Source organism: Halobellus sp. LT62, from assembly GCF_037031285.1.
Lineage (GTDB): Archaea > Halobacteriota > Halobacteria > Halobacteriales > Haloferacaceae > Haloquadratum > Haloquadratum salinisoli.
The window spans coordinates 1,761,533-1,782,425 of record NZ_JAYEZO010000001.1; the positions used below are offsets into that span (position 1 = coordinate 1,761,533).

The window sequence follows — 20,893 nt, forward strand, 5'->3', positions numbered from 1 at the left end:
GCGTCGTCCAGCTCGTTCAACTGGCAGACGACCGGAGCTCCTGAGAACTGGATGTGATGATGTATCACGATGTGCAACCGACGATCCGAACAAGGCGGATATATATCTCACAGGATGCAGATAGTACGAATAGAATTGGGCTGATAGATCGAATAGTAGTGTATTTCTTCGTGTAAAAGACCACAATATCCAGATCTGACAGATATTATAAAAATTCCACGTCACGGAATATCAGCGGGAAAACCGAGGAACGGTCGTGAATGACTCGACTGGCGTTGCACGAGGCGGAACAAATTTGTAGGAGTCGATAATAGAAGATAGCGAAATGAACGCACCACCTCGGGACACAATCAAGTCGGACGAAACACTCCTAGAGATACTCGACGCGCTTCACAGTCTCGAAACAGCCACGCTGACAGCGATCGCGTCGGAAGTCGGCGTCTCCAAGAGTACGGTTCACAGACACTTAGAAACGCTCCGAGCGCAGCGGTTCGTCGACAAGCGTGACGACGAGTACGTTCTGGGACTCGAGTTTCTCCGGTATGGCGGGGCGGCCCGCGAACGCTACTCGTTTCATCGCCAATCGAAATCGATCGTCCAACAGGTGGCCGACCAGACCGGTGAGTTCGTCGGATTCCTCGTCGAAGAACAGGGCGTCGGCACGTTCATCTACTGTGAGATGGGGACGGAGGGAGTTCCGTCGGAGGCGAGAGTCGGACAGAACGTGTTTCTCCACCAATCGGCGTCCGGAAAAGCGATTCTCGCGTTTCTTCCGGAGGACCGACGGGACCGGATACTCGAACGGTACGGACTGCCGCCACGGACGGAGCAGACGTTGACCGATATGGACGAACTGCGCGCTGATCTCAGTGACGTCCGAGAGCGGGGGTACGCTTACGCCCACGAGGAGTACACGACGGGACTTCGAGCGGTGGCCGCACCCGCTTTCGACGCCCAAGACGACGTCATCGGAAGCCTCGTCGTCGCCGGACCGACCCACAGGATGCGCGGCGAGCGCTTCGAGTCAGACCTGCCGGAACTGGTCACGGGTGCCGTAAAGGAGTTTCAACTCACTATCTCATACACGTGACGGCTACCGAGACATACATAACACGCGTACGTCCGTTAGGTGATTTCGAGACACGCGTTAGCTAAACGTCGGGAACTCCTCGTCGGTCTCTTCCATATTGATGTTCACCTCGATGACGTTCGCCGTGTTGACGACGTCCTCGATCAGTTGTTTGTGGTAGTCAGCACGCTTCATTCGACGAACGGGGCCGGATACGCTGATCGATCCGAGGACGCGCCCGTGACGGTTCGTCACCGGCGCACCGATGGCTTGCAGTCCGGTGATCTCCTCCTCATCGTTGAGAGAGTAGCCACGTTCACGTATCGTGTCGAGCTCCTCGAACAGGTCCTCACGGTCGGTGATCGTCGAGTCGGTCTTCGCCGGAAGTCCGTACTTGTCGACGATCCACTCGACGCGTTCGCGCGGGAGATGCGCCAATATCGCCTTCCCTGTCGCCGAAAAATGGAGGTAATCCGCGCGCTGAAGCTTGTTCACTTGGTAGTCGCTGCCGACGGCTTTCTCGCCGCTCACCTTGTAGAGATTGACCCCCAGTCCGTGCTGTTCGGTGGCGAGGTGAGCGAACTCGCCGGTCGTTTCGGCGAGCTCTTCGAGTTCGGGCTTCCCGATCCGATAGAGCGTGTTCTGATATCGTACGTACTCGCCGACAAGCAGAAACTGCAACGAGAGCCGGTAGGTGTCGCCCTCCTTGACGACGAACTTCTCCGCGCGAAGCGTACTGAGGTAGTTGTAGACGACGCTCTTCGAGAGGTCCAAGTACTCCGCTAATTCGGTGACGCCGGCCCCGTCTAACTCCTCTAAGGCCCGAATGAGATCGAACGCGCGCGATACCGTCTTCAAGGTCCGCGGCGAACCGGTCGGCCGTTCGTCCGTCATACCTGTTGTTCTGGTCCGTGCGACTATAGTTGTTTGTATTTCGTAAACCCGCAGTTTCGAGGTGTCGAGTTCAACCCCTCGGAGACGGCGTTCAGGGACGTCCGCGAACGAGTTGAAATATCGAAAACGCCAATTACTGGGTATTCATCGGCAATGAAGGCCGAATACGACCTCGTTCACATACAGCAGAAAAACGGGTCGTCGTTCCGGCCGAGGACGGAGACCAAACGATTGCGTATCAGCGTCGACGACGTGTTACCGATCGACGGGCCAACGGGCTGGCGAATCGAAAAGGCGTCGAGAGCCAAAGTGATCCACGGAGAAGCAAGAGTGCGCTATTCAGACGAGGAAACGCTATTCGGACGCCAGTCGTGCGAGCGCACCCGCGAGCACTCGCGTCGCGTCCGCACAGTCCTCCCAGTCAGTCCACTCGAGCGGATTGTGAGAGATCCCGTCCCGTGACGGCGCAAAGAGCAGCGCGGCGTCGGTCACGTCAGCGACGTGCATCGTGTCGTGGCCCGCGCCGGAGTGGAGGTCGATCGTATCGAGGCCGCCGTCGGCCCCCGCGGCGTGGAGCGCATCGCGGCAGCGCCGACTCATTTCGATCGGGCGACGGTCCCACGGATGCTCGAGCGACGTTTCGACGGCTCTGTCGGATTCGATCCGGTCGAGACTCGATCTCGCGGCGTCGATGACGTGAGTGATCGAGTCGTAGTCGACGTCGCGGACGTCGAGGGTGAGCGACACCCGACCCGGGATCACGTTGGGCGCGTTCGGCGACACGTCGAGCTTCCCGACGGTGGCGACAGCCGACTCCGAAACCGATCGGCGGTCGTTCGTCGCTCGTTCGACGTCGAGGACGAACTCGCTGGCGGCCGCGAGCGCGTCCCTTCGTTCGTCCATAAACGTCGATCCGGCGTGATCGGCCTCGCCGGACAGTTCGACCTGACACCGGGAGAGACCGACGATGGTCGTAACCACACCGCCGACGGCGTCGGCAGCTACCAAACGCTCGGCCTGTTCGATGTGGAGTTCGATCCACGCATCCCACGCGGCCGCGTCGAGCCGGCCCTCCCCGCAGTAGCCGATATCCGCGAGCGCGTCGCCCAGTGGAACGCCGTCGGCGTCCTCGATATCGAGTGCCGTTTGGACCGTCATATCACCCGCTGCGACCGCCGAACCGATCAGTCCCCCGTCGAAGCGTTGGCCCTCCTCCTCGGTGAAACAGACGACTTCGATCGGCCGGGCGGGCTCGGCGGCAGCGTCCTGCATCGCCCGGATGCTCTCCAACCCGGCGTACACGCCGAGCGGACCGTCGAAAATTCCGCCCTCCGGGACAGAGTCCAAGTGACTCCCGGTCGCCACAGCGGCAGCGTCAGGGTTGGCACTGTCTGGGACCCAGCGTCCGACGATGTTGCCGACCTCGTCGATCGAGATCGAGAGGTCGGCGTCGCGGAGTCGTTCGCAGAAGAATTCTCGGGCCCGCCGGTCGGCTTCGCTGCCGGTGAGAACCGTCCGTCCACGGCCCTCGTCGGTGGGAACGGCTCCGAACTCCGCGTTGGACTCGATGTCGCTTCGGAGTCGCTGCTGGTTGATCTGCATAGCGCGTATTCGCTGTGTCTATCTTCTCCTATATTATCCTATCGTCTATCTGTGGGTGGGGGGCTGGTCAGTTCGACGCATAATACTGCGTATTCCAAAATATTTATATGATAGTGTATTCTCTGACGAGCCATATGCAAGAGAATGGCAAGGAGGTAGAGTCAACTACGGATAATGATAACGGGTCGGGACGCCTCGGGCGTCGGACCTTCCTCGGTACCGCCGCGGCGACGGGTGCGGCCGCGCTCGCTGGGTGTTCGGGCGGCGGTTCCGGTGACGGCTCCGGCGACGACTCCGGCGACGGGAGTGGCGGGGATAGCAGCGGCGATTCCGGGACGGGAACGGAGTCGTCCGGGAACCCGAAACAGGGCGGCACGCTGAACTGGGGCGGCGCGGTCCCCGTGCAGGGGCTCGATCCCCACATCGACACCTCCGCGGCGTCGAAGCGCGTCCTCGAGAACATCTACGAGGAGGTCGTCGCACTGCAGGACGACTACTCGATCGAACCACACCTCGCGGAGTCGATGGAACAGTCCGAGGACAACACGCTCCTGACGTTCGAGCTCCGCGAAGGCGTCACGTTCCACAACGGAAAGGAGATGACCTCCAAAGACGTGCTCGCGACGTACGAGCGCGTTCAAAACGGCGATTACCTCGCGACGGGCTTTTTCGAGTACGTCGAGGAACTCCGCGCTCCCGACGACTACACCTTCGAGATCCAGCTCACCGAACCGTTCGCGCCCTTCCTCGCGAAGATGGCGACGGCGGAGCTCTCGGTGATGCCCGCCGAGAACGCCGAGAAGGACATGGTCGAGGAGCCGATCGGCACCGGTCCCTACAAGTTCGAGAGCCGTGAGATCGAGACCTCGTTCACGATGGTCCGCAACGAGGACTACTGGGGCGCATCCGAGGAGGATGGCCCGTTCATCGACACGATCGTCAAGAGCGAGATCCCCGATTCGAGCGTCCGACTCCAGTCGTTCCAAGCCGGCGAGTACGACTTCATCAACGGCGTCGCTCCCAAGGACGTGTCCACCGTCGAACAGAATCCCGACGCCAGGTTCGAGCGGCAGTTCCCGAAGTCGCTCGTCTACCTCGGACTGAACTGCGACGAGGAACCCTTCGACAACAAGGACGCCCGCCTCGCGCTCGATTACGCGATCGACAAGGAAAAAGTCGCAGAGGCGGCCCTGTACGGCACCGGACAGACGACCGCATCGCCCGCAGCACCCGGCAGCCCGTGGGTCCACCCGGACATCGGACCTCGCGAGCGCGACCTCGACAAGGTGCAGGAACACCTCGACGCCGCCGGGATGCCCGACGGCTACTCCGCGACGTTCAAGGTCCCGCAGTCGTACCCCGCACAGGTCCAAGCCGCCGAGGTCATCGCGGGCGACGCCGCGGAGGCCGGAATCGATCTGGAAATCCAACAGATCACGTGGAACTCTTGGCTCTCGGACGTCTTCACCGACCAAAACTTCCAAGCGACGACGAGTTCCTACCTCGCGCTGTGGTACCCCGACGTTTCGTTCTACAAGTTCCTCCACCCGAACGGGGCGTTCTTCTTCACCAACTGGGTCAACGAGGACTACAACTCTCTGGTCGAGGAGGCCCGAACGCTGTACGACGAGGACCAGCGGGCGGATCTGTACCACCAAGCGACGGAGATTCTCCACGAAGAGCGTGCGGGACACCTCTTCCTGTGGTGGCAGCCCAGCCTGTACGCGGCAGCCCCGCAGTACAAAGGTGACATCGGTGCGCCGGACGGATCGACGCTCCAGTTTTCGGACAACTGGCTCGACAGGTAACTCACCGAAAGCCATCGATGTACAATTACGTTTTACGGCGCGTCGGATTCATGGCGGTAACGCTGTTCTTAGTGACGCTTATCGCGTTCGCCGTCACGAACATTCTCCCCGGAAACGTCGCGCTCGTGATACTGGGCCCGAACGCGACAGAGGAGTCACTCGCCGCGCTCGAAGCGCAGTTGGGGCTCAATCGACCGCTGTACATACAGTATTTCGACTGGGTGTTGGGACTCCTCCAAGGAGATATGGGTCAGTCGCTCCGCTTCGGTGAGCCGGTCACGGCGCTCATCGCCGAACGGCTCCCCCGCTCGCTGTTGCTCGCGGTGACCGCGACGCTCATCGCCGTCGCGCTCTCGATCCCGCTCGGGGTCTACGCCGCAGTCAACCAGAACGAAGCGCCCGATCTGACCGCGTCGATGTTCGCGTTCATCGGGATCTCGATGCCCATCTTCCTGTGGGGGCTGGTCTTCATCCTCGTGTTCGCCGTCTGGTTTAACCTCTTTCCGACCGGCGGCTACGTCTCGCCGACCGAGAACCTCGTCGGTTCGGTAAAGCGGTTGGTGCTCCCGGCGGGGGCGATGGGCTTCGCACTCACGGCATACATCATGCGAATGACTCGATCGTCGATGCTGGAGGTGCTGAGCGCCGAGTACATCAAGCTCGCTCGCGCGAAGGGGATGAGCCAGCGGGTCGTCGTGCTCAGGCACGCGCTGAAGAACGCGGTGATCCCGGTCATCACCGTCATCGCGTTCCAGTTCAGCTACGCCTTCGGCGGCGTCGTCGTGCTCGAAGAGGTGTTCTTCTGGCCCGGCATCGGTCGCCTGACGCTGACGGCCATTCAGAGCCGCGACATCCCGCTCATCCAGGGATGCATCATCGTCGTCGCACTGATCTACATGATATCGAACTTCGCCGCGGACCTGCTGTACGCGTACTTCGATCCGCGGATCAGATACGGAGGTGAAGAGTAATGGCCGTCGAACAGCACCGCGATGAGGGCGAAGACGAGGGATTCCTCTCGGAGTCGCAAAAAGAGCGCATCGACAACTTCGCACGGAAGTTCCGATCGAACACGAAGGCGATGGTCGGACTGTTCCTCGTGGTCTCGCTGATCCTCGTCGCCGTGTTCGCGCCGTTCATCGCCCCGTACGGAATGAACGAGACGAGTATCGAAGACCGGACGGAGGCACCGTCGGTCGAGCATCCGTTCGGCACGGACGATCTCGGGCGCGACATCTTCAGCCGCGTCGTTCTCGGCAGCCGAATCTCGCTGTACGTCGGCTTCGGCGCGATCTCCGGCGCGCTCCTCGTCGGGGCCGTCGTCGGCGTCATATCCGGATACGCCGGGGGACTCACGGACGAAGTGATAATGCGGGTGATGGACGCCGCGATGGCGTTCCCACCCGTGTTACTGGCACTGACGTTGCTCGTCGTGCTGGGTCCAGAGTTGGTGAACGTGATCATCGCGCTCGCGTTCGTCTACACGCCGTACATCGCGCGCGTCTCGCGCAGCGCGGCGCTCGCCGAGCGCAACGAGGCCTACGTCGAGTCGGCCGTCGCGCGCGGCGAGAGCGATACGAGAATCGTCTTCAGTGAGGTGTTCCCGAACTGCACGGCACCCATCCTCGTCCAAGGGTCGCTCAACGTCTCGTTCGCGATTCTGGCCGAGGCCAGTCTCTCTTTCCTCGGACTCGGCGCACAGCCGCCGCGTCCGTCGTGGGGACTGATGATCAACACCGGTCGAGGGTTCATGGAGACCGCACCGTGGATGCTGCTGTTCCCGGCGCTGGCGATCGGCATCGCCGTCGTCGGGTTCAACATGCTCGGTGACGGCCTCCGCGACGTCCTCGATCCGAAAGTGGAGGCGATAGAATGAGCACACAGCGCATCGAAAACGCAGAGCCCGCCGACGGCGTCGAGGAATCGACGGATGCAGAGGCACCCCTCCTCGACGTCCGGGGGCTTCGCACCGAGTTCCGGACGGAAGACGACCCGGTCGTCGCCTCCAACGGCGTGTCGTTCTCGTTGGACCGCGGCGAGACGATGGGTCTCGTGGGCGAATCCGGCGCGGGCAAATCGGTCACCGCGCGGTCGCTGATGCGTCTGATCGATCCGCCGGGCGAGATCACGGGCGGCGAAGTCGTCTTCGACGGCGAGGACCTGTTGAAGAAGTCCGAAAAGCAGATGCGCGACATCCGGGGCAACCGGATCGCGATGATTCCGCAGGATCCGATGTCCTCGCTGAACCCGGTGATGACGGTCGGCGAGCAGATCATCGAGACGATTCGGCGGCATCAGGACGTCTCCAAGTCGGAGGCGCGTGAGCTCGCGATCGAGTGGATGGACGAGGTCGGAATTCCGGACGCCGGAGAGCGCATCGACGACTACCCGCACGAGTTCTCCGGCGGAATGCGCCAGCGCGTCCTCGTCGCGATCGGCTTCTCGTGCGAGCCCGACCTGATCATCGCCGACGAGCCGACGACCGCGCTCGACGTCACGACGCAGGCGAAGATCCTCGACCTGCTCAACGAGATGCAGGCGCGGGAGAACACGGCCGTCCTGATGATCACGCACAACCTCGGGGTCGTCGCGCAGACGTGCGACCACGTCGGCGTGATGTACGCGGGCAACCTCGTCGAGACGTCGGAGTTAGACGACCTCTTCGAGCGGCCGCGGCACCCCTACACGCGGGCGCTGATCGACTCGATCCCCGAGGTCGACACCGATTACGACGAGCTCCCGACGCTCGACGGTGCGATGCCGGACCTCTCGGATCTCCCGAACGGTTGTAACTTCGCGCCGCGGTGTCCGCACGCGACCGACGAGTGTCGATCCGGCGGCGATCCCTCTCTCGACAGCGTCGGCGACGACTCCTCGCGCGCGGCGTGTATCCACGCCGAGGAGTTGGACCTCTCCGAGAGCACCGCAGCGAAAGCCGGAAGCGGACGAAAGGAGATCGACCGCTCCGGCGAACCGCTGTTCGAGGTCCGCAACCTGAAGAAGTACTTCAGCGCGGGCGAAGGGGTGCTCGGGAACGTCCGGCTCTCGTGGGACGGCGGCGGGTTACCGTCGATCGAGCGCCGGTACGTCAAGGCCGTCGACGACGTGAGTTTCGACATCTACCCCGGCGAGACCGTCGGCCTCGTCGGCGAGTCCGGCTGTGGGAAGTCGACCGTCGCCCGGACCGCGCTCCGACTGTTGGAACCGACCGACGGCGAGGTCTACTTCGAGGGCGAGCCGGTCCACGAACTCGGATCGGGGGCGATTCGAAGCCTACGCCGGGAGATGCAGATCATCTTCCAAGACCCGCACAGTTCGCTCAACCCGCGGAAGCCGGTCGGCCGGATCATCGGCCGCGCGATGGAGCGACACGACATCGCGACCGGCGAGGAGAAACGCGAACGCGTTCGAGAGCTCTTAGAGCGCGTCGGCCTCTCGGGCGACGCCGCGAGCAAGTACCCCCACGAGTTCTCCGGCGGCCAACAGCAGCGCGTCGCCATCGCGCACGCGCTCGCCGTCGAGCCGAAGCTGATCGTCTGTGACGAGCCGGTTTCGGCCCTCGACGTGAGTGTGCAGGCACAGATCCTCAATCTGCTGAACGAGATCCAAGCGGACTCGGACATCTCGTATCTGTTCATCTCGCACAACATCGGCGTCGTCCGCCACATCTGCGATCGCGTCGCAGTGATGTATCTCGGCAAAATCGCCGAGTTCGGACGCATCGGGGACGTCTTCTCCGCGCCGTTCCACCCGTACACCGAGAGCCTGTTGTCCGCGGTGCCGCACGCCGATCCGAACCGGAAGACCGACCGGATCCTCTTGGAGGGCAGCGTTCCGAGCCCGATCAATCCGCCCTCGGGCTGTCCGTTCCAGACTCGGTGCCCGAAGAAGATCGGCGACGTCTGCGAGACGGACGTACCGGAACTGGAGGCCGTCGGCGACGGCGACCATCAGATCTCCTGTCACCTCTCTATCGAGGAGATGAGCGAGCGCGGTTCGTTCATTAGCACGGAACCGAGCGGCGTCGAAACGGCCGAATCAGACTGATCGGTCGAAGCCCGCGGGGCCGTACTCAGTATTTGACGCCGAAATTCAGCAGTTCTTCGGGGTAGTCGTCGAACACCTCGTCGGTCTCAGTCCGCACCCGCTCTCTCGCCTCACGCGCTTCCGCAAGTAACGCGCGGAGGTCCGAGACCGGCGTCTCAGAGCGGTCGATTCGGAGGTTGTGGTAGAACTGCGGTTCGGGCGCGTGAACGAGTATCGCCGCGCTCAGTTCGCCGCGGTCGTCGCCGCCGGCGCGTTCGCCCGCTTCGAGCGCCGAGACGAGTCGTTCGGGCATATCCCCCGCCGCGGATTCGTATGCGTCCGCCACAGCCTCGACGACATCAGGGCCCGTGAGGAGGTTTCCCGCGACGGTGTAGTGCTCGCCCACGCGGTGGCCCGCCCACTCGCTGCACTCCTCGCCGGTGAAGGCGAACTCCGTCTCGGCGTCGACGCCGTGGACCTGCCGATAGGACGCGTACTCGTCGGCCGCGAGCAGCGACTCGAACGCCTCGTCGACCCGTTCGCCGGCGTCGACGCGGGCGACCGTGTCGCGACCGTGCTCCGTCTTCGTGAACGCCTGCGTGAGTGCCGCCGCGTTCTCACTCACGTACGGACAGGTCGCGCCGACCGCGACTGTACCAGTCGTCACCGCGGCACCGAACGTGTTGGTCTCGGGATCGTGCGCCGCTATCGAGAACGTGCCGGGAGTGTATCGCATTGCTTCGGTTCGTGTCATCGTGTGGAACCGCTAAATAGGTGCCCGTCTCGGTCGCCGTCGCGTGCGACACGCGGTCGTCGATTCACACCGGTTCGTACACACCGCGATCCGTCGGCGAACCACAGGAGGCGACAAGTGGGGGATAGCAAAATCTTACACATAGATAAGTATGACAGATTACGTTTAATTTTTTGATGATTCTCGCGTAAATGTCGGTACCGGCCTGAAACAAGACTTTTTAGAATAGTCGTGCTATTGTATAACAATCGAATCGGACAAATTTCAATGATACGATCCCGGAAGATTAGCTAACAAAGGTACGACTGTTATTTTCTCCCCCGGAAATACTATAAGATAGTATCGTATACTCGAACTGGCTCCGGTATCTGGTAGTTCCAGAAGAGTATCGAAAATATATGTTCGAACTTGTGTTTTATACCTACAAAAGTGGAGTAAATTCGAGTATTTGGGTGTTATCCGTATGTGTTTGGCAGGAGAGTTGGGGATACGTTTCGATCGGAAAATCGGCCTCCTATCCGGAGGCACGAAGCGGCAGTGACGTCTCCGGAAGGCTCAGTCGCTTCACCCAAGCCACAGCGGAGTGCCGCGAAACGCCGTCCGATACTCGTAGCGGTGTGACTTTCTTGCCATCGCTTCCGAACGCGATGCGAGTATATTCGATTATACGAAACTATTATCATCCTATGGGAATACGTACCATTCAATGTCGGATACTGGCTCGACGGTGAAGACGACGCAGACGTCGCTGGAGATCGTTTCGACGATTCGAGAGCGCGGAGGCGTGCGGACGAACGAGATCGTCGAAGCACACGATGTCGCCAAGAGCACGGCTCACAAGCATCTGACCACACTCGAACGCGCCGGATTTCTGCGGAAGGTCGGCGAACGGTACTACATCGGTTACAAGTTCCTGAATCTCGGTGAGTACGCTCGCGAACAGTGGCCGTGGTTCACGGCGGTCAAAGCCGGCGTCGAGGAGTTGGCCGAGCGGACCGAAGAGGAGTGTGACTTCGTCGTCGACGACCACGGGCAGATAATCACCATCGTCGAGTCCTACCACAAGTGGGCCAAATACGGGAGCGGCGACGGGACCAAGCGCTATCGAGCGAACATCGGGACCTACTACCCGATGCACGCCACCGGTTCGGGTCTCGCGATACTGGCGTCGTATCCCCGGTCCCGGGTCGAAGCGATACTCGACAAGTGGGAGCTTCCCGCACTCACCGACCAGACGATCACCTCCCGATCGGAGCTGTTCGACGAGCTCGATCGCATCGAGGAGCGCGGGTACTCGATCGGCGACCAGTATTACGCCGAGGGACTGCGAAGCGTCGGGACGGTCGTCACGGGAGCGGACGGGACTCCCCTAGGAGCGCTCAGCGTCTCGGGACCGAGCTATCGGATCGACGGGTCGGTGCTCGACCGCGAGATCCCGCGTGCGATCACCGACGTCGCGTCGTCGATCGAAGCCGAAGTGGAGTCCATCGCCGGCCCCGTCTGAGCGTCCGCGTGGTACGCAAGTACGAATCGACGGGTATTCACGTGGGAGAAGATTTTTGGTAAGTGGTCACACACGTCAAGTCGTATGCGAGCAGCAGTACTCGAAGAGTACGAGGAGCCGTTAGCGATCAGAGACGTCGAACGCCCGAGCCCGGACCCCGACGGCGTCGTCGCGCGCGTCGACGCCTGCGGCGTCTGTCGCAGCGACTGGCACGGCTGGGTCGGTAACTGGGAGTGGTTCGACTACAAGCCGCCGCGAGGACATATCCTCGGACACGAGCCCTCCGGAACCGTCGTCGAGGTCGGCGAGGACGTCGAATCCGTCAGCGAGGGCGACGAGGTCGCGATTCCCTTCAATTTCGCCTGCGGGCACTGCCACGAGTGCCGCGTCGGATACGAGAACCTCTGTGAGAACCACCTCGGACTCGGGTTCCAAGAGGGCGCACCCGGCGCGTTCGCCGAGGAGGTGCCGATCCCGCACGCCGACATCAACGCCGTTCCGCTCCCCGACGGCGTCGATCAGGTGGAGGTCGCCGGGATGGGCTGTCGGTACATGACCGCCTACCGCGGGATGGCTCACCAAGCGGACGTCAGCCGCGGCGAGTACGTCGTGATCTACGGCCTCGGTGGCATCGGCCTCTCGGCGGTGCAGATCGCCAACGCGCTCGGCGGCAACGTGATCGGCGTCGATCTGATGGACGAGAAACTGGAGATGGCAGCGGAACTCGGCGCGGTCGCAACCGTCGACGGATCGGAAGTCGACGATCCCGTCGAGGAGGTCAGAGACATCACCGACGGCGGCGCGCACGTCTCCTTGGACGCGCTCGGAATCGAGGAGACCTGCAAGAACGCGGTTAACTCGTTGCGAACTCGCGGTCGCCACGTCCAGATCGGTCTCACGACGAAGGAGCAGCACGGGTACAACTCGCTTCCGACCGATACCATCGTGATGAACGAGATCGAGATCAACGGCTCCAGCGGCCTCCCGCCGTCGAAGTACGGCGAGATGTTCCGGATGGTCGAACACGGGAAGTTAGATCCCGGGGCGATCATCACCGACGAGATCGGACTCGAAGGCGTCACCGACGAGCTCGAAGCGATGACGGACTACCAGACGGTCGGCATCCCCGTCGTCACCCAGTTCGCCTGAGCGATGGTCCGATCGGACACGCGAGACGCGATTCGGCAGCGGCACCGCGAGGCCCACACCGAGGCGCTTCTCACCGTCGATGTCGGGCCGTGGATCGACGGGGAGACGAGAACCGACGAGGGCATAGGCGGCGAATCGGTCGCGACGATCGATCCGGTGATCGACGAGCCGATCGTCGAGGTCCCCGCCTGCGACGATACCGGGGTCGATCGCGCGGTCGACGCCGCGTGGGACGCCTACGAGCGAACGTGGCGCGAGACGACGCCGAGAGAGCGTTCAGAACGGCTCTCCGAGTGGATCGACGCGATCGAAGACCACAGCGAGGAGCTGACCAGACTGGAGTCGCTCGACACGGGGAAGACGCTCGAGGAGGCGCGCGGCGAGGTCGAAGGGACGATCGACACGCTTCGGTACTACGCCTCGATCGTGCGCGCACAGACCGGCGATCAGATCCCGGCAGGAGGGGAGTTACACCTCTACACCCGCTCGGAGCCGTACGGCGTCGTCGGACAGGTGACGCCGTGGAACTTCCCGGCGTGGGCGGCGGCGTGGAAACTGGGCCCCGCGCTCGCCGCCGGGAACTGCGCCGTGCTCAAGCCCTCGGCGCACGCCCCGCTGAGCACGTTGCGAATGGCGCAGCTCTCTGAGGACGTACTACCGGACGGCGTCGTGAACGTCCTCACGGGGCGGGGGTCGACGGTTGGCGAGGCACTCACACAGCATAAGGGAATCCGAAAGGTATCGTTCACCGGAAGCGAGAGCGTCGGCGAGGGAGTGATGCGAACGGCCGCCGGACGTATCGCGCCGGTGACCCTCGAACTGGGTGGGAAGTCCCCGCTCCTCGTCTTCCCCGACGCGGACCTCGACAAAGCCGCCGACGCCGCGGCCGACGGGGTCTACTACAGTACCGGTGAGATCTGCGATGCGCTCTCGCGGGTCCTCGTCCACGAGGACGTCCGCGACGAGTTCGTCGGTCGGTTCGTCGACCGCGCGGAGGAATACGTCCTCGGCGACCCACTGGTCGAAGGGACGACGATGGGACCGCTCACGAACCGAGAGCAGTACGACACCGTCCGGGGGTACATCGACGCGGGAATCGAAGCGGGGGCGACGCTGAAAGTCGGCGGCGACGTGCCCGAAGATCCCGCGCTCGCGGACGGCCACTACGTCGAACCCACCGCCTTCGCCGACGTCGACAACGATATGCAGATCGCCCGCGAGGAGATCTTCGGCCCGGTCCAGACCATCCAGTCGTTCGAGGCGTACGACGAGGCGATCGCGTTGGCGAACGACACGAAGTACGGGCTCGCGGCCGGCATCGCGACCGAATCAACTGACCTCGCACACGGCGCGGCGGCCGACTTAGAGGCCGGGATCGTCTACGTCAACGCCTACGGTCCGATCCTGCCCGAAGGCCCCTACGGCGGGTTCAAGCGATCCGGAATCGGCCGCGATCTGGGCGAGGAGGCGATCGATCACTACAGGCAGACCAAGACGGTCTACGTCAATCTCGACGATCCCGCCGGCGCGGGCGGATCGTAGTTCCGCTCGGACCGTGAGACCGAACGGCAGCCAAACGTTTTTTTCAGAGAAGCCGGATACTCCGACAGAGAGAACGATGGGACTAGTAGACACGCTCAAACGGAAGCTCAATCAGGAGAACGCATCGCGTGACACCGCCGGGATGGACAAGGAGCCGGGAGTGACTCGAATCTTCTACGCCACCGACATCCACGGCTCCACGGCCTGTTGGCGGAAGTTCATCAACAGCGCCGACTTCTACGACGCCGACGTGTTAGTGCTCGGCGGCGACACCACTGGAAAGGCGATCTTTCCGATCGTCGACGAGGGCGATCGATACACGTACACCCGGCAGGGCGACGAGCACACGATCACCGACGACGGCGAACTTGACGAGCTACTCGAAACACTCGAGAACACGGGCTATTACCCGTACGTGATGGACGAGTCCGAGTACGAGAGCCTACAGAACGCCGACGACGCCGACGAGCGACAGAACGAGATCTTCATCTCGGAGATGAAATCGCGAATCGAGGAGTGGATCGAATTCGGCGAGGAGCGCCTCGACGATACGCCGGTGTACGCCAGCCCCGGTAACGACGATCCCTTCGAGATCGACGCGGTGTGGGAATCATCCGATCTGGTCCGCCTCGTTGAGGGCGAGGTCGTCGAACTCGACCAAGGCTATCAGATGGCCAGTTCCGGCTGGACGCATCCGACACCGTGGGACACCGACCGCGAGGAGTCCGAAGCGGAGCTCAGAGAGCGGCTCGAACGCGTCGTCGGAAAGGTCGACGACTACGACCGCGCGATCTTCAACTTCCACGAGCCGCCGTACGACTCGGGCCTCGACGAGGCACCCGAACTGGACGAGGACCTGCGACCCAAGTTCGGTGCGCAGTCGACGGAACCCGTCGGGAGCGAGTCCGTCAAAGAAATCATCGAGGAGTACCAGCCGCCGCTCTCGCTGCACGGGCACATCCACGAGTCCCGCGGGCAGACCGAAATCGGTGAGACGACCGCGATCAACCCCGGAAGCGTCTACTCGGAAGGATCGTTACAGGGGGCCGTCATCGACCTGACGCCCGAGGTCGACGTCGTCGGGTTGGTCAGGGGGTAGGTTTAACTACCGGCGTAAGATGCTACACGGTAGCAAGGTGAGATCGTCGTGAGCCAAACCGAACCGCGGTCCGACCCGATCGAAGAGGCCCAACGAGTCATCGAGCGCGCCGACGAACGCGGCTTGACCGTTCGGTTGATCGGCGGAACCGCGATCAACCGCCACGCCGAGACGGCCCGTGAGGAACCGTTCAAACGCGGGTACCGCGACGTCGATTTCGTCGGACGGCGCGAGGAGGAACAGGAGATGACCGAGCTGATGCTCGATTTGGGCTACGAGGCGAACGAGCGGTTCAACACGATGCGCCGTTTCCGACTAGAGTTCTTCGATCCGGTGAACGAACGGAAGGCCGATTACGTCATCGATCGATTCGATTTCTGTCACGCTTGGGGCCTCCGCGACCGGATCGACCTCGACCATCCGACGGTCCCGATCGAGGACCTACTGCTCTCGAAACTGCAGATCGTGGAGGTCTCGGACCGCGACGTCCGCGATATCGTCGCGATGATCGCCGACCACGCCGTCGAAGCCGGGAGCGACGATACGGAAGTGATCGATTCGGCGTACATCGCCGGCCTCTGTAGCAGCGACTGGGGGCTGTGGCGGACGGTCACCTACAGCCTCGACCGGGTCCGCGAGTACGTCGAATCGAACGACGTGCCGATCGACGAAGAGGCGGTGTTCTCGCGTCTCGATAGTCTCAGAGGCAGGATCGACGACAACGCGAAAAGCCTCCGATGGAGGCTCCGCTCGATCATCGGCGAGCACAAGCAGTGGTACAAACGGCCCGAACTCGGCTGACGCGTCCCGAGTGGTGACTCTCGGCTTCTGATTCCGGCTGAATCGGATGCGAGACCGGCCCGAACCGCGGTTCTTTCGCTCGCGGGACTCCGGGTCGTGCATACCGCGTCAACAAAAAGGAAAACGTGAATTTGCAGACGCCGAGGCCGTGGCGTCGTGCTGACGATCAGTCCTTCGGGATCTCCGAGTGGAGGTTGCCGAGATCGACGCCCTCCTGCGCCCGGTAGTACTTCATTCCGAGGTAGATGATCGCCGAGAGGAGATACAGAACGCCGAGGAAGCCCATCGAGCGCGCGTTGTTGAGCCCGTAGACGCTCTCGGTCGCCCACAGGTAGAACACCGAGAGCAGGATCAGCACGTACACGCCGGCGACGATCGAGACGACCGGAACGCCCGCGATCGTGTACTTCGACACGGGGTTCTTCGAGAACAGCTCCGGACGCCGCCACGGGAACAGCATACACGCGATCGTCGAGCCGAGGAACGTCACGGCGATGGCGAACGTCGCGGCGAGCGTGAGCGTCTGAAAGCCCGGCGCGAAGAAGTAGATCACCGTGAGGATCGCGGCCGGAATCGCCATCAACAGGATGGCGTAAATCGGCGTGTTGTACCGGCCCTTGACCTCGGAGAACACCTCTGGGATCGTCCGGTCGAACGCCGTCGCGAAAATGACGCGCGTCGACGAGAGGAACACCGTCCCCGACCACGCGAAGAACCAGCCGGCCATCAGGATCGCCATCAGTTTCGCGAGGATCCCGTTGCCCATCGCGATCGCCGCGATCGTCGTCGGCGAGGAGAGCCACTGTTGGGCACCCGCGCCGACGAAGTAGTTGTAGTTCAGCGCCTGATAGAACGTGTACCCGACCGCGGAGTCGAAGAGCGGCCACAGGACGATCGCCAGCGCCGCGGCGGCGATCAGCGCGCCCTCGAAGACGCCGAACATCTTCTTGAACTCGCCCGCTTCGCGAACTTCACCGAAGAGCGTCGAGCCCCAAACGGTCCACATAATCCAGAACAACAGCATCGGGAAGAGCTTGTACGACGCCCCCCAGTTGAGACTCCACAGCGACGCGAAGCTGACTGAGGTCCCTTCGATGACGCCGTTGTACGTCACGTCCATTCCCCACGCGGTCATCTGAGCGTCGAACGCCGACTGAAACTGCGAGGGGCTCGTCGTGAGCAGGCCGCCGATGAAGAGGAGCATACCGACGACCCCCACGTAGAACAGCGCCTGCTGGATTCGCGCGTACCACTTCATTCCGAGGCTGACGTAGAGGAACACGAACGCGACGACGATCATCGAAGAGGTGAAAAGTCCCATACTGGAGTTCCAGAAGTTCGCCAGTTCGACGAACCCGAACAGCGCCGAAATCGGGCCGAGCACGAGCCACGAGAGGATCGACCCGTAGATCGGCACCCACAACCACAGAATAAACACCCAGCCGGGCCACGAGAGGAAGAAGCCCCAGAAACCGCTCAACAGGCGGCTCTGCCACACGTAGTCGCCACCGACGCGCGGCATCGACGCCACGAGCGTCGCGTAGACGACGTTCTGTAACGTGATCGCGACAACGGCAATGAGCGTCGCCAGTATGGGGCTTCCCTGCGGAATGAACGCGTTAAACGTCCAGATGTAGAACCCCAACGTCACGATGTTCACTGACAGGAACGCGTATATTCCTGCGTCGTACGATGACCAATCACGGACTAAGCCCGTGGCTTCTCGAACGAAGAGGGTATCATCCCCTGACATAATCGACCTCCGTGACAACGCTGATCACGTCAACACTTAACAGTGGTGGTTAGCGTGCAGATCGTTCGGACACCGTGCGTAGATCGAACGCGGTAATTCATAATATATTATAGAAATCAGTACTAGTAAATAATATTATTATTCAAGGTAGCACGAATTACTATGAATCCTATTTTTTGGAGGATACTGAGGTTGTATAGGATAAATTAAGTATGTTTATTTATAAAGTGATATTCAATAAGTAGAATCAATTCAGCTTCTTCGATCGAGTACCGAGTCGGGCAACTGGCAGTCAGTTCCGATTTCCGGGGCAGCTACGGGGCCCGATAGAGCAAGTCGTACTGGTGAGCGCTGTAAAATAACGTTCCACCGGCGAGTTGTCGCCGTCGCGTCGACAGCCACGAGTCGAACTGGCCGGGTGCGTGTTCGGTGGTCGCGAGCGCTCGCTCGACGAACCGAAGGATTTGAGAGAGGAAGTACCGCTCGTCCGCAACGTATCGCCCCTTACGCGGGCGTACGATCCAGTCCGAACTCGCCGCCGCGAGAAGGTCACCCTCGCCTTGGCCGAACCGGTGAGCCAAGTGCCGCCCCGCGCGGACGTCCCGTCCCGGCGCAGTACCCATCGCCGCGTGGTACGCCCGCTCGACTGCCTCGTCGGCCGGGTGGTCCGGTTGGAAGATCGTTCCGCCATCGAACGTCAGCGGGAGGTACGCCAGTCCACCGGACGTGAGCGCGGACTCGATTGCAGAGGTGAGTCGCGAAAGCGGGACCAGATCCGCGAACGACTGCGCGACCACGAGGTCGACCCCAGCCGACGATTCGAGGGCATCGAGCGCGTCACCAACCCCGAAGGAGACGCCGAGATCCCCGACAACGAAATCGCGGCCCCCAGAGACCTTCCGGGACGTCGAACCGTGTGCGCTGGGGTCCTCGGAAACTCGGTGACCGTCCCAGCGGAGCGCTGCCGGACGAGCGCGGCGAGCGAAAGAGACGATTCGTTCGTCGGTGTCGATTCCACGATACTGTCCCGCGTCGACGCCCCACGAGAGCAGTTGTGGGACAGTCACGCCGGTCCCACAACCCGCCTCGACGATCAGCGGTTCCTCGGGGAGCGCCGCGAGCAGTCGGTCGCGGACGCGTGGCGATCGGGCACGATCATCGACGGATCGCTTCGATTCCAAGTACCGCGGACGTGCGTGCTTCATTCGTTCAGGCGACGAGTGTGGCTCGCCCACGAGACCTCGTCCTCCCATATCCGGACGGTCAGCCCCGTTGGTGTCGGGTCGACTAAGCGCTCTTCGACACGGTCACCGAACAGGCGAGCGAAATGTTCGATACTGGGGTTCAGCCCCTCGAACTCGGGGAGATCGTTGAGAAGGGCATCCCGATAGTGGCCTTCGAGCACGTCCAGAACGCCTTCGACTGCATCGATATCGACAAGATAGCCGAAATCGCCGAGATGGGGGCCCGTGAAGTGGAGTTCAACCGTGAAGTGATGGCTGTGAACGTCGCCCTCTGGTCCCGGATCGGGAACGGTGAGAAAGTGCTGTGCGACGAAATCTCTGGTGACGGACAGTTCGTACGCGTCGGTGGTGTCAGTTCCGGACATAGTATCGGTCGTATCGTCTCAGTCGTAGGTGAGGAGGACTTGGAGGACACCGTCGCCGCGGTCATCGAGTAGTCGATACGCCTCGGACGCCTCGGCGAACGGAATTCGATGGGTGATGAGCGACGCGACGTCCACCGCGGCGAGGCGTTCCAGTGCCACCGACGAGCGACGGGATTTCGTCCACCGGCCCCGAGTCTCCGGTGCGAGCGTGCTCACTTGGCTCGATTCCACGGAGATCCGATCGCGATGGAACGACGTGCCGAGATCGAGGGTCGCCGGTTTCTCGCCGTACCACGAGCCGACGATGACGCGGCCGTCGTAGCCCGCAGCGGCGACGGCGGTGTCGAGAGTCTGCGGTCGCCCGGAAAGCTCATACACCAGGTCGGCACCGCTTCGAGGAGAACCGTCGGGGGCTGATCCACCCGCACCGCCGATATCGAGAACCGTGTTCAGTTCCTCCGGAGCGACGGCGACGTCTGCGCCCATCGCTTCGGCCCGGTCGCGGCGTTCGGCGATCGGTTCGACGGCAATGAGCCGTCCGAGCGGAAACGACGAGAGAATCCCGATCGTGCAGAGGCCGACCACGCCCGCGCCGAACACGACGACGTCCTCGCCGATCCGGGGTCGTCCGTCGAGCACGAGCGAGGTGGCCGTTTCGACCGACGGAAAGACCGCCATCGTCGACGGGGCGATCCCGTCGGGGACGGGGATCGCGTTCTCCGGAGCCACCGAAACGTGCGTCTCGTGGGGCGCGAACGCGAACACCGACCGCCCGAGCCACTCGTCGTCGACCGCCTCCCCGACAGCCACGACGTCGCCCACCGCAGCGTACCCGTACCGGAGCGGGAAAGAGAGGTCTCCGTCGAGCGTCTCGAGCGTCTCGTCGGCCGGGAGTTCCGCAGGTGCCTCTCCTCGGTAGATGAGCAGTTCAGTTCCGGCACTGACGCCGGAGATGTTTGTTTCGACGAGCAGCTCTTCGGGGCCGAAATCCACGGTCGTCCGCCTGATCGCCGTCTCGTGCGGAGCGGTGAAGTACAGCGATCTTCTGTTCATTGGTTCGGTTCCGGCGGTGTCAGTGGAACGAACGGGTCGCAGACGGTTCCGGAAACACCGCCCGCCGGTGAAACCGCCCCACGAACGAGCTGATCTCGACAGCGTTGGTACACAGTTCAGTAGTGTGGTGCGTTTTGCGCGGTATTCATACTGTCGGCCATATTGTCGCCTGAGAGGAAAAGATAGCGTGCGGAGAGTCCATCCGAATACCACATCGAGACGACTCGCTG

General features: G+C 62.3%; 17 protein-coding genes. 10 read left to right on the forward strand and 7 right to left on the reverse strand.

Translation table 11 applies throughout. The features are described 5' to 3' along the window. Positions 1-325: 325 nt before the first annotated feature. Positions 326-1,090 carry an IclR family transcriptional regulator gene (locus tag U5919_RS08535; RefSeq protein WP_336023579.1) on the forward strand — a complete coding sequence of 255 codons (765 nt, stop codon included), beginning with the start codon at positions 326-328 and terminating at the stop codon, positions 1,088-1,090. 57 nt (positions 1,091-1,147) lie between these two features. On the opposite strand, the gene U5919_RS08540 is transcribed toward U5919_RS08535, so the two are convergent. Together U5919_RS08540 and U5919_RS08545 are read right to left on the reverse strand one after the other, a co-directional pair. Beyond that, complete coding sequence (locus tag U5919_RS08540) at positions 1,148-1,963, reverse strand: IclR family transcriptional regulator (RefSeq protein WP_336023581.1); 816 nt, start codon at positions 1,961-1,963, stop codon at positions 1,148-1,150. Positions 1,964-2,317: 354 nt separating this feature from the next. Continuing rightward, positions 2,318-3,565 (reverse strand): Zn-dependent hydrolase, encoded by a 1,248-nt coding sequence (locus U5919_RS08545; protein WP_336023583.1) that lies wholly within the window; start codon positions 3,563-3,565, stop codon positions 2,318-2,320. A 134-nt stretch (positions 3,566-3,699) separates the two neighbouring features. Here U5919_RS08545 and U5919_RS08550 point away from each other — a divergent pair, with 134 nt between their 5' ends. Genes U5919_RS08550 through U5919_RS08565 form a run of 4 tightly spaced genes read left to right on the forward strand, consistent with a single transcriptional unit; the run spans position 3,700 to position 9,420 of the window. Then, positions 3,700-5,373 carry an ABC transporter substrate-binding protein gene (locus U5919_RS08550; RefSeq protein ID WP_336023585.1) on the forward strand — a complete coding sequence of 558 codons (1,674 nt, stop codon included), beginning with the start codon at positions 3,700-3,702 and terminating at the stop codon, positions 5,371-5,373. A 17-nt stretch (positions 5,374-5,390) separates the two neighbouring features. Beyond that, entirely contained in the window at positions 5,391-6,344 is a 954-nt protein-coding gene (locus U5919_RS08555) for an ABC transporter permease (RefSeq protein ID WP_336023587.1), read from the forward strand. Beyond that, positions 6,344-7,249: an ABC transporter permease gene (locus tag U5919_RS08560; RefSeq protein ID WP_336023589.1), complete on the forward strand. Its 906-nt coding sequence runs from the start codon at positions 6,344-6,346 to the stop codon at positions 7,247-7,249. Before U5919_RS08555 ends, U5919_RS08560 begins: the two co-directional genes overlap by 1 nt. After that, positions 7,246-9,420, forward strand: coding sequence for a dipeptide ABC transporter ATP-binding protein (locus U5919_RS08565; RefSeq protein ID WP_336023591.1), 2,175 nt, complete (start codon positions 7,246-7,248; stop codon positions 9,418-9,420). Before U5919_RS08560 ends, U5919_RS08565 begins: the two co-directional genes overlap by 4 nt. A gap of 25 nt (positions 9,421-9,445) precedes the next feature. Here U5919_RS08565 and U5919_RS08570 read toward each other — a convergent pair whose 3' ends face one another. Continuing rightward, positions 9,446-10,135: a DUF1028 domain-containing protein gene (locus U5919_RS08570; RefSeq protein ID WP_336023593.1), complete on the reverse strand. Its 690-nt coding sequence runs from the start codon at positions 10,133-10,135 to the stop codon at positions 9,446-9,448. A 724-nt stretch (positions 10,136-10,859) separates the two neighbouring features. Between U5919_RS08570 and U5919_RS08575 the strand changes: the two genes are divergently transcribed. The 5 genes from U5919_RS08575 to U5919_RS08595 all read left to right on the forward strand — a co-directional run bounded on the left by U5919_RS08575 (position 10,860) and on the right by U5919_RS08595 (position 16,248). Further along, positions 10,860-11,657 (forward strand): IclR family transcriptional regulator, encoded by a 798-nt coding sequence (locus U5919_RS08575; RefSeq protein ID WP_336023595.1) that lies wholly within the window; start codon positions 10,860-10,862, stop codon positions 11,655-11,657. 84 nt (positions 11,658-11,741) lie between these two features. Continuing rightward, entirely contained in the window at positions 11,742-12,806 is a 1,065-nt protein-coding gene (locus U5919_RS08580) for a zinc-dependent alcohol dehydrogenase family protein (RefSeq protein ID WP_336023597.1), read from the forward strand. 3 nt (positions 12,807-12,809) lie between these two features. Next, positions 12,810-14,348: an aldehyde dehydrogenase family protein gene (locus tag U5919_RS08585; RefSeq protein WP_336023599.1), complete on the forward strand. Its 1,539-nt coding sequence runs from the start codon at positions 12,810-12,812 to the stop codon at positions 14,346-14,348. A 76-nt stretch (positions 14,349-14,424) separates the two neighbouring features. Next, positions 14,425-15,447: a metallophosphoesterase family protein gene (locus U5919_RS08590; protein WP_336023602.1), complete on the forward strand. Its 1,023-nt coding sequence runs from the start codon at positions 14,425-14,427 to the stop codon at positions 15,445-15,447. A gap of 48 nt (positions 15,448-15,495) precedes the next feature. Beyond that, positions 15,496-16,248 (forward strand): hypothetical protein, encoded by a 753-nt coding sequence (locus U5919_RS08595; protein ID WP_336023603.1) that lies wholly within the window; start codon positions 15,496-15,498, stop codon positions 16,246-16,248. 166 nt (positions 16,249-16,414) lie between these two features. On the opposite strand, the gene U5919_RS08600 is transcribed toward U5919_RS08595, so the two are convergent. The 4 genes from U5919_RS08600 to U5919_RS08615 all read right to left on the reverse strand — a co-directional run bounded on the left by U5919_RS08600 (position 16,415) and on the right by U5919_RS08615 (position 20,663). Then, a complete protein-coding gene (locus U5919_RS08600; protein ID WP_336023605.1) occupies positions 16,415-18,001 on the reverse strand; it encodes an APC family permease in 1,587 nt (528 codons plus the stop codon). A gap of 314 nt (positions 18,002-18,315) precedes the next feature. Beyond that, positions 18,316-19,206, reverse strand: a complete 891-nt coding sequence (locus U5919_RS08605) for an SAM-dependent methyltransferase (protein WP_336023607.1) — start codon at positions 19,204-19,206, stop codon at positions 18,316-18,318. Beyond that, complete coding sequence (locus U5919_RS08610) at positions 19,203-19,610, reverse strand: 6-pyruvoyl trahydropterin synthase family protein (protein WP_336023609.1); 408 nt, start codon at positions 19,608-19,610, stop codon at positions 19,203-19,205. Before U5919_RS08610 ends, U5919_RS08605 begins: the two co-directional genes overlap by 4 nt. 18 nt (positions 19,611-19,628) lie before the next feature. Next, positions 19,629-20,663 carry a zinc-dependent alcohol dehydrogenase gene (locus tag U5919_RS08615; protein ID WP_336023610.1) on the reverse strand — a complete coding sequence of 345 codons (1,035 nt, stop codon included), beginning with the start codon at positions 20,661-20,663 and terminating at the stop codon, positions 19,629-19,631. Between the last annotated feature and the right edge of the window lie 230 nt (positions 20,664-20,893).

Bases quoted from the DNA above. Each gene is read 5' to 3' on its own strand.
- U5919_RS08535 (WP_336023579.1), top strand. From the start codon at position 326: ATGAACGCACCACCTCGGGACACAATCAAGTCGGACGAAACACTCCTA.
- U5919_RS08540 (WP_336023581.1), bottom strand. From the start codon at position 1,963: ATGACGGACGAACGGCCGACCGGTTCGCCGCGGACCTTGAAGACGGTA.
- U5919_RS08545 (WP_336023583.1), bottom strand. From the start codon at position 3,565: ATGCAGATCAACCAGCAGCGACTCCGAAGCGACATCGAGTCCAACGCG.
- U5919_RS08550 (WP_336023585.1), top strand. From the start codon at position 3,700: ATGCAAGAGAATGGCAAGGAGGTAGAGTCAACTACGGATAATGATAAC.
- U5919_RS08555 (WP_336023587.1), top strand. From the start codon at position 5,391: ATGTACAATTACGTTTTACGGCGCGTCGGATTCATGGCGGTAACGCTG.
- U5919_RS08560 (WP_336023589.1), top strand. From the start codon at position 6,344: ATGGCCGTCGAACAGCACCGCGATGAGGGCGAAGACGAGGGATTCCTC.
- U5919_RS08565 (WP_336023591.1), top strand. From the start codon at position 7,246: ATGAGCACACAGCGCATCGAAAACGCAGAGCCCGCCGACGGCGTCGAG.
- U5919_RS08570 (WP_336023593.1), bottom strand. From the start codon at position 10,135: ATGCGATACACTCCCGGCACGTTCTCGATAGCGGCGCACGATCCCGAG.
- U5919_RS08575 (WP_336023595.1), top strand. From the start codon at position 10,860: ATGTCGGATACTGGCTCGACGGTGAAGACGACGCAGACGTCGCTGGAG.
- U5919_RS08580 (WP_336023597.1), top strand. From the start codon at position 11,742: ATGCGAGCAGCAGTACTCGAAGAGTACGAGGAGCCGTTAGCGATCAGA.
- U5919_RS08585 (WP_336023599.1), top strand. From the start codon at position 12,810: ATGGTCCGATCGGACACGCGAGACGCGATTCGGCAGCGGCACCGCGAG.
- U5919_RS08590 (WP_336023602.1), top strand. From the start codon at position 14,425: ATGGGACTAGTAGACACGCTCAAACGGAAGCTCAATCAGGAGAACGCA.
- U5919_RS08600 (WP_336023605.1), bottom strand. From the start codon at position 18,001: ATGTCAGGGGATGATACCCTCTTCGTTCGAGAAGCCACGGGCTTAGTC.
- U5919_RS08605 (WP_336023607.1), bottom strand. From the start codon at position 19,206: ATGAAGCACGCACGTCCGCGGTACTTGGAATCGAAGCGATCCGTCGAT.
- U5919_RS08610 (WP_336023609.1), bottom strand. From the start codon at position 19,610: ATGTCCGGAACTGACACCACCGACGCGTACGAACTGTCCGTCACCAGA.
- U5919_RS08615 (WP_336023610.1), bottom strand. From the start codon at position 20,663: ATGAACAGAAGATCGCTGTACTTCACCGCTCCGCACGAGACGGCGATC.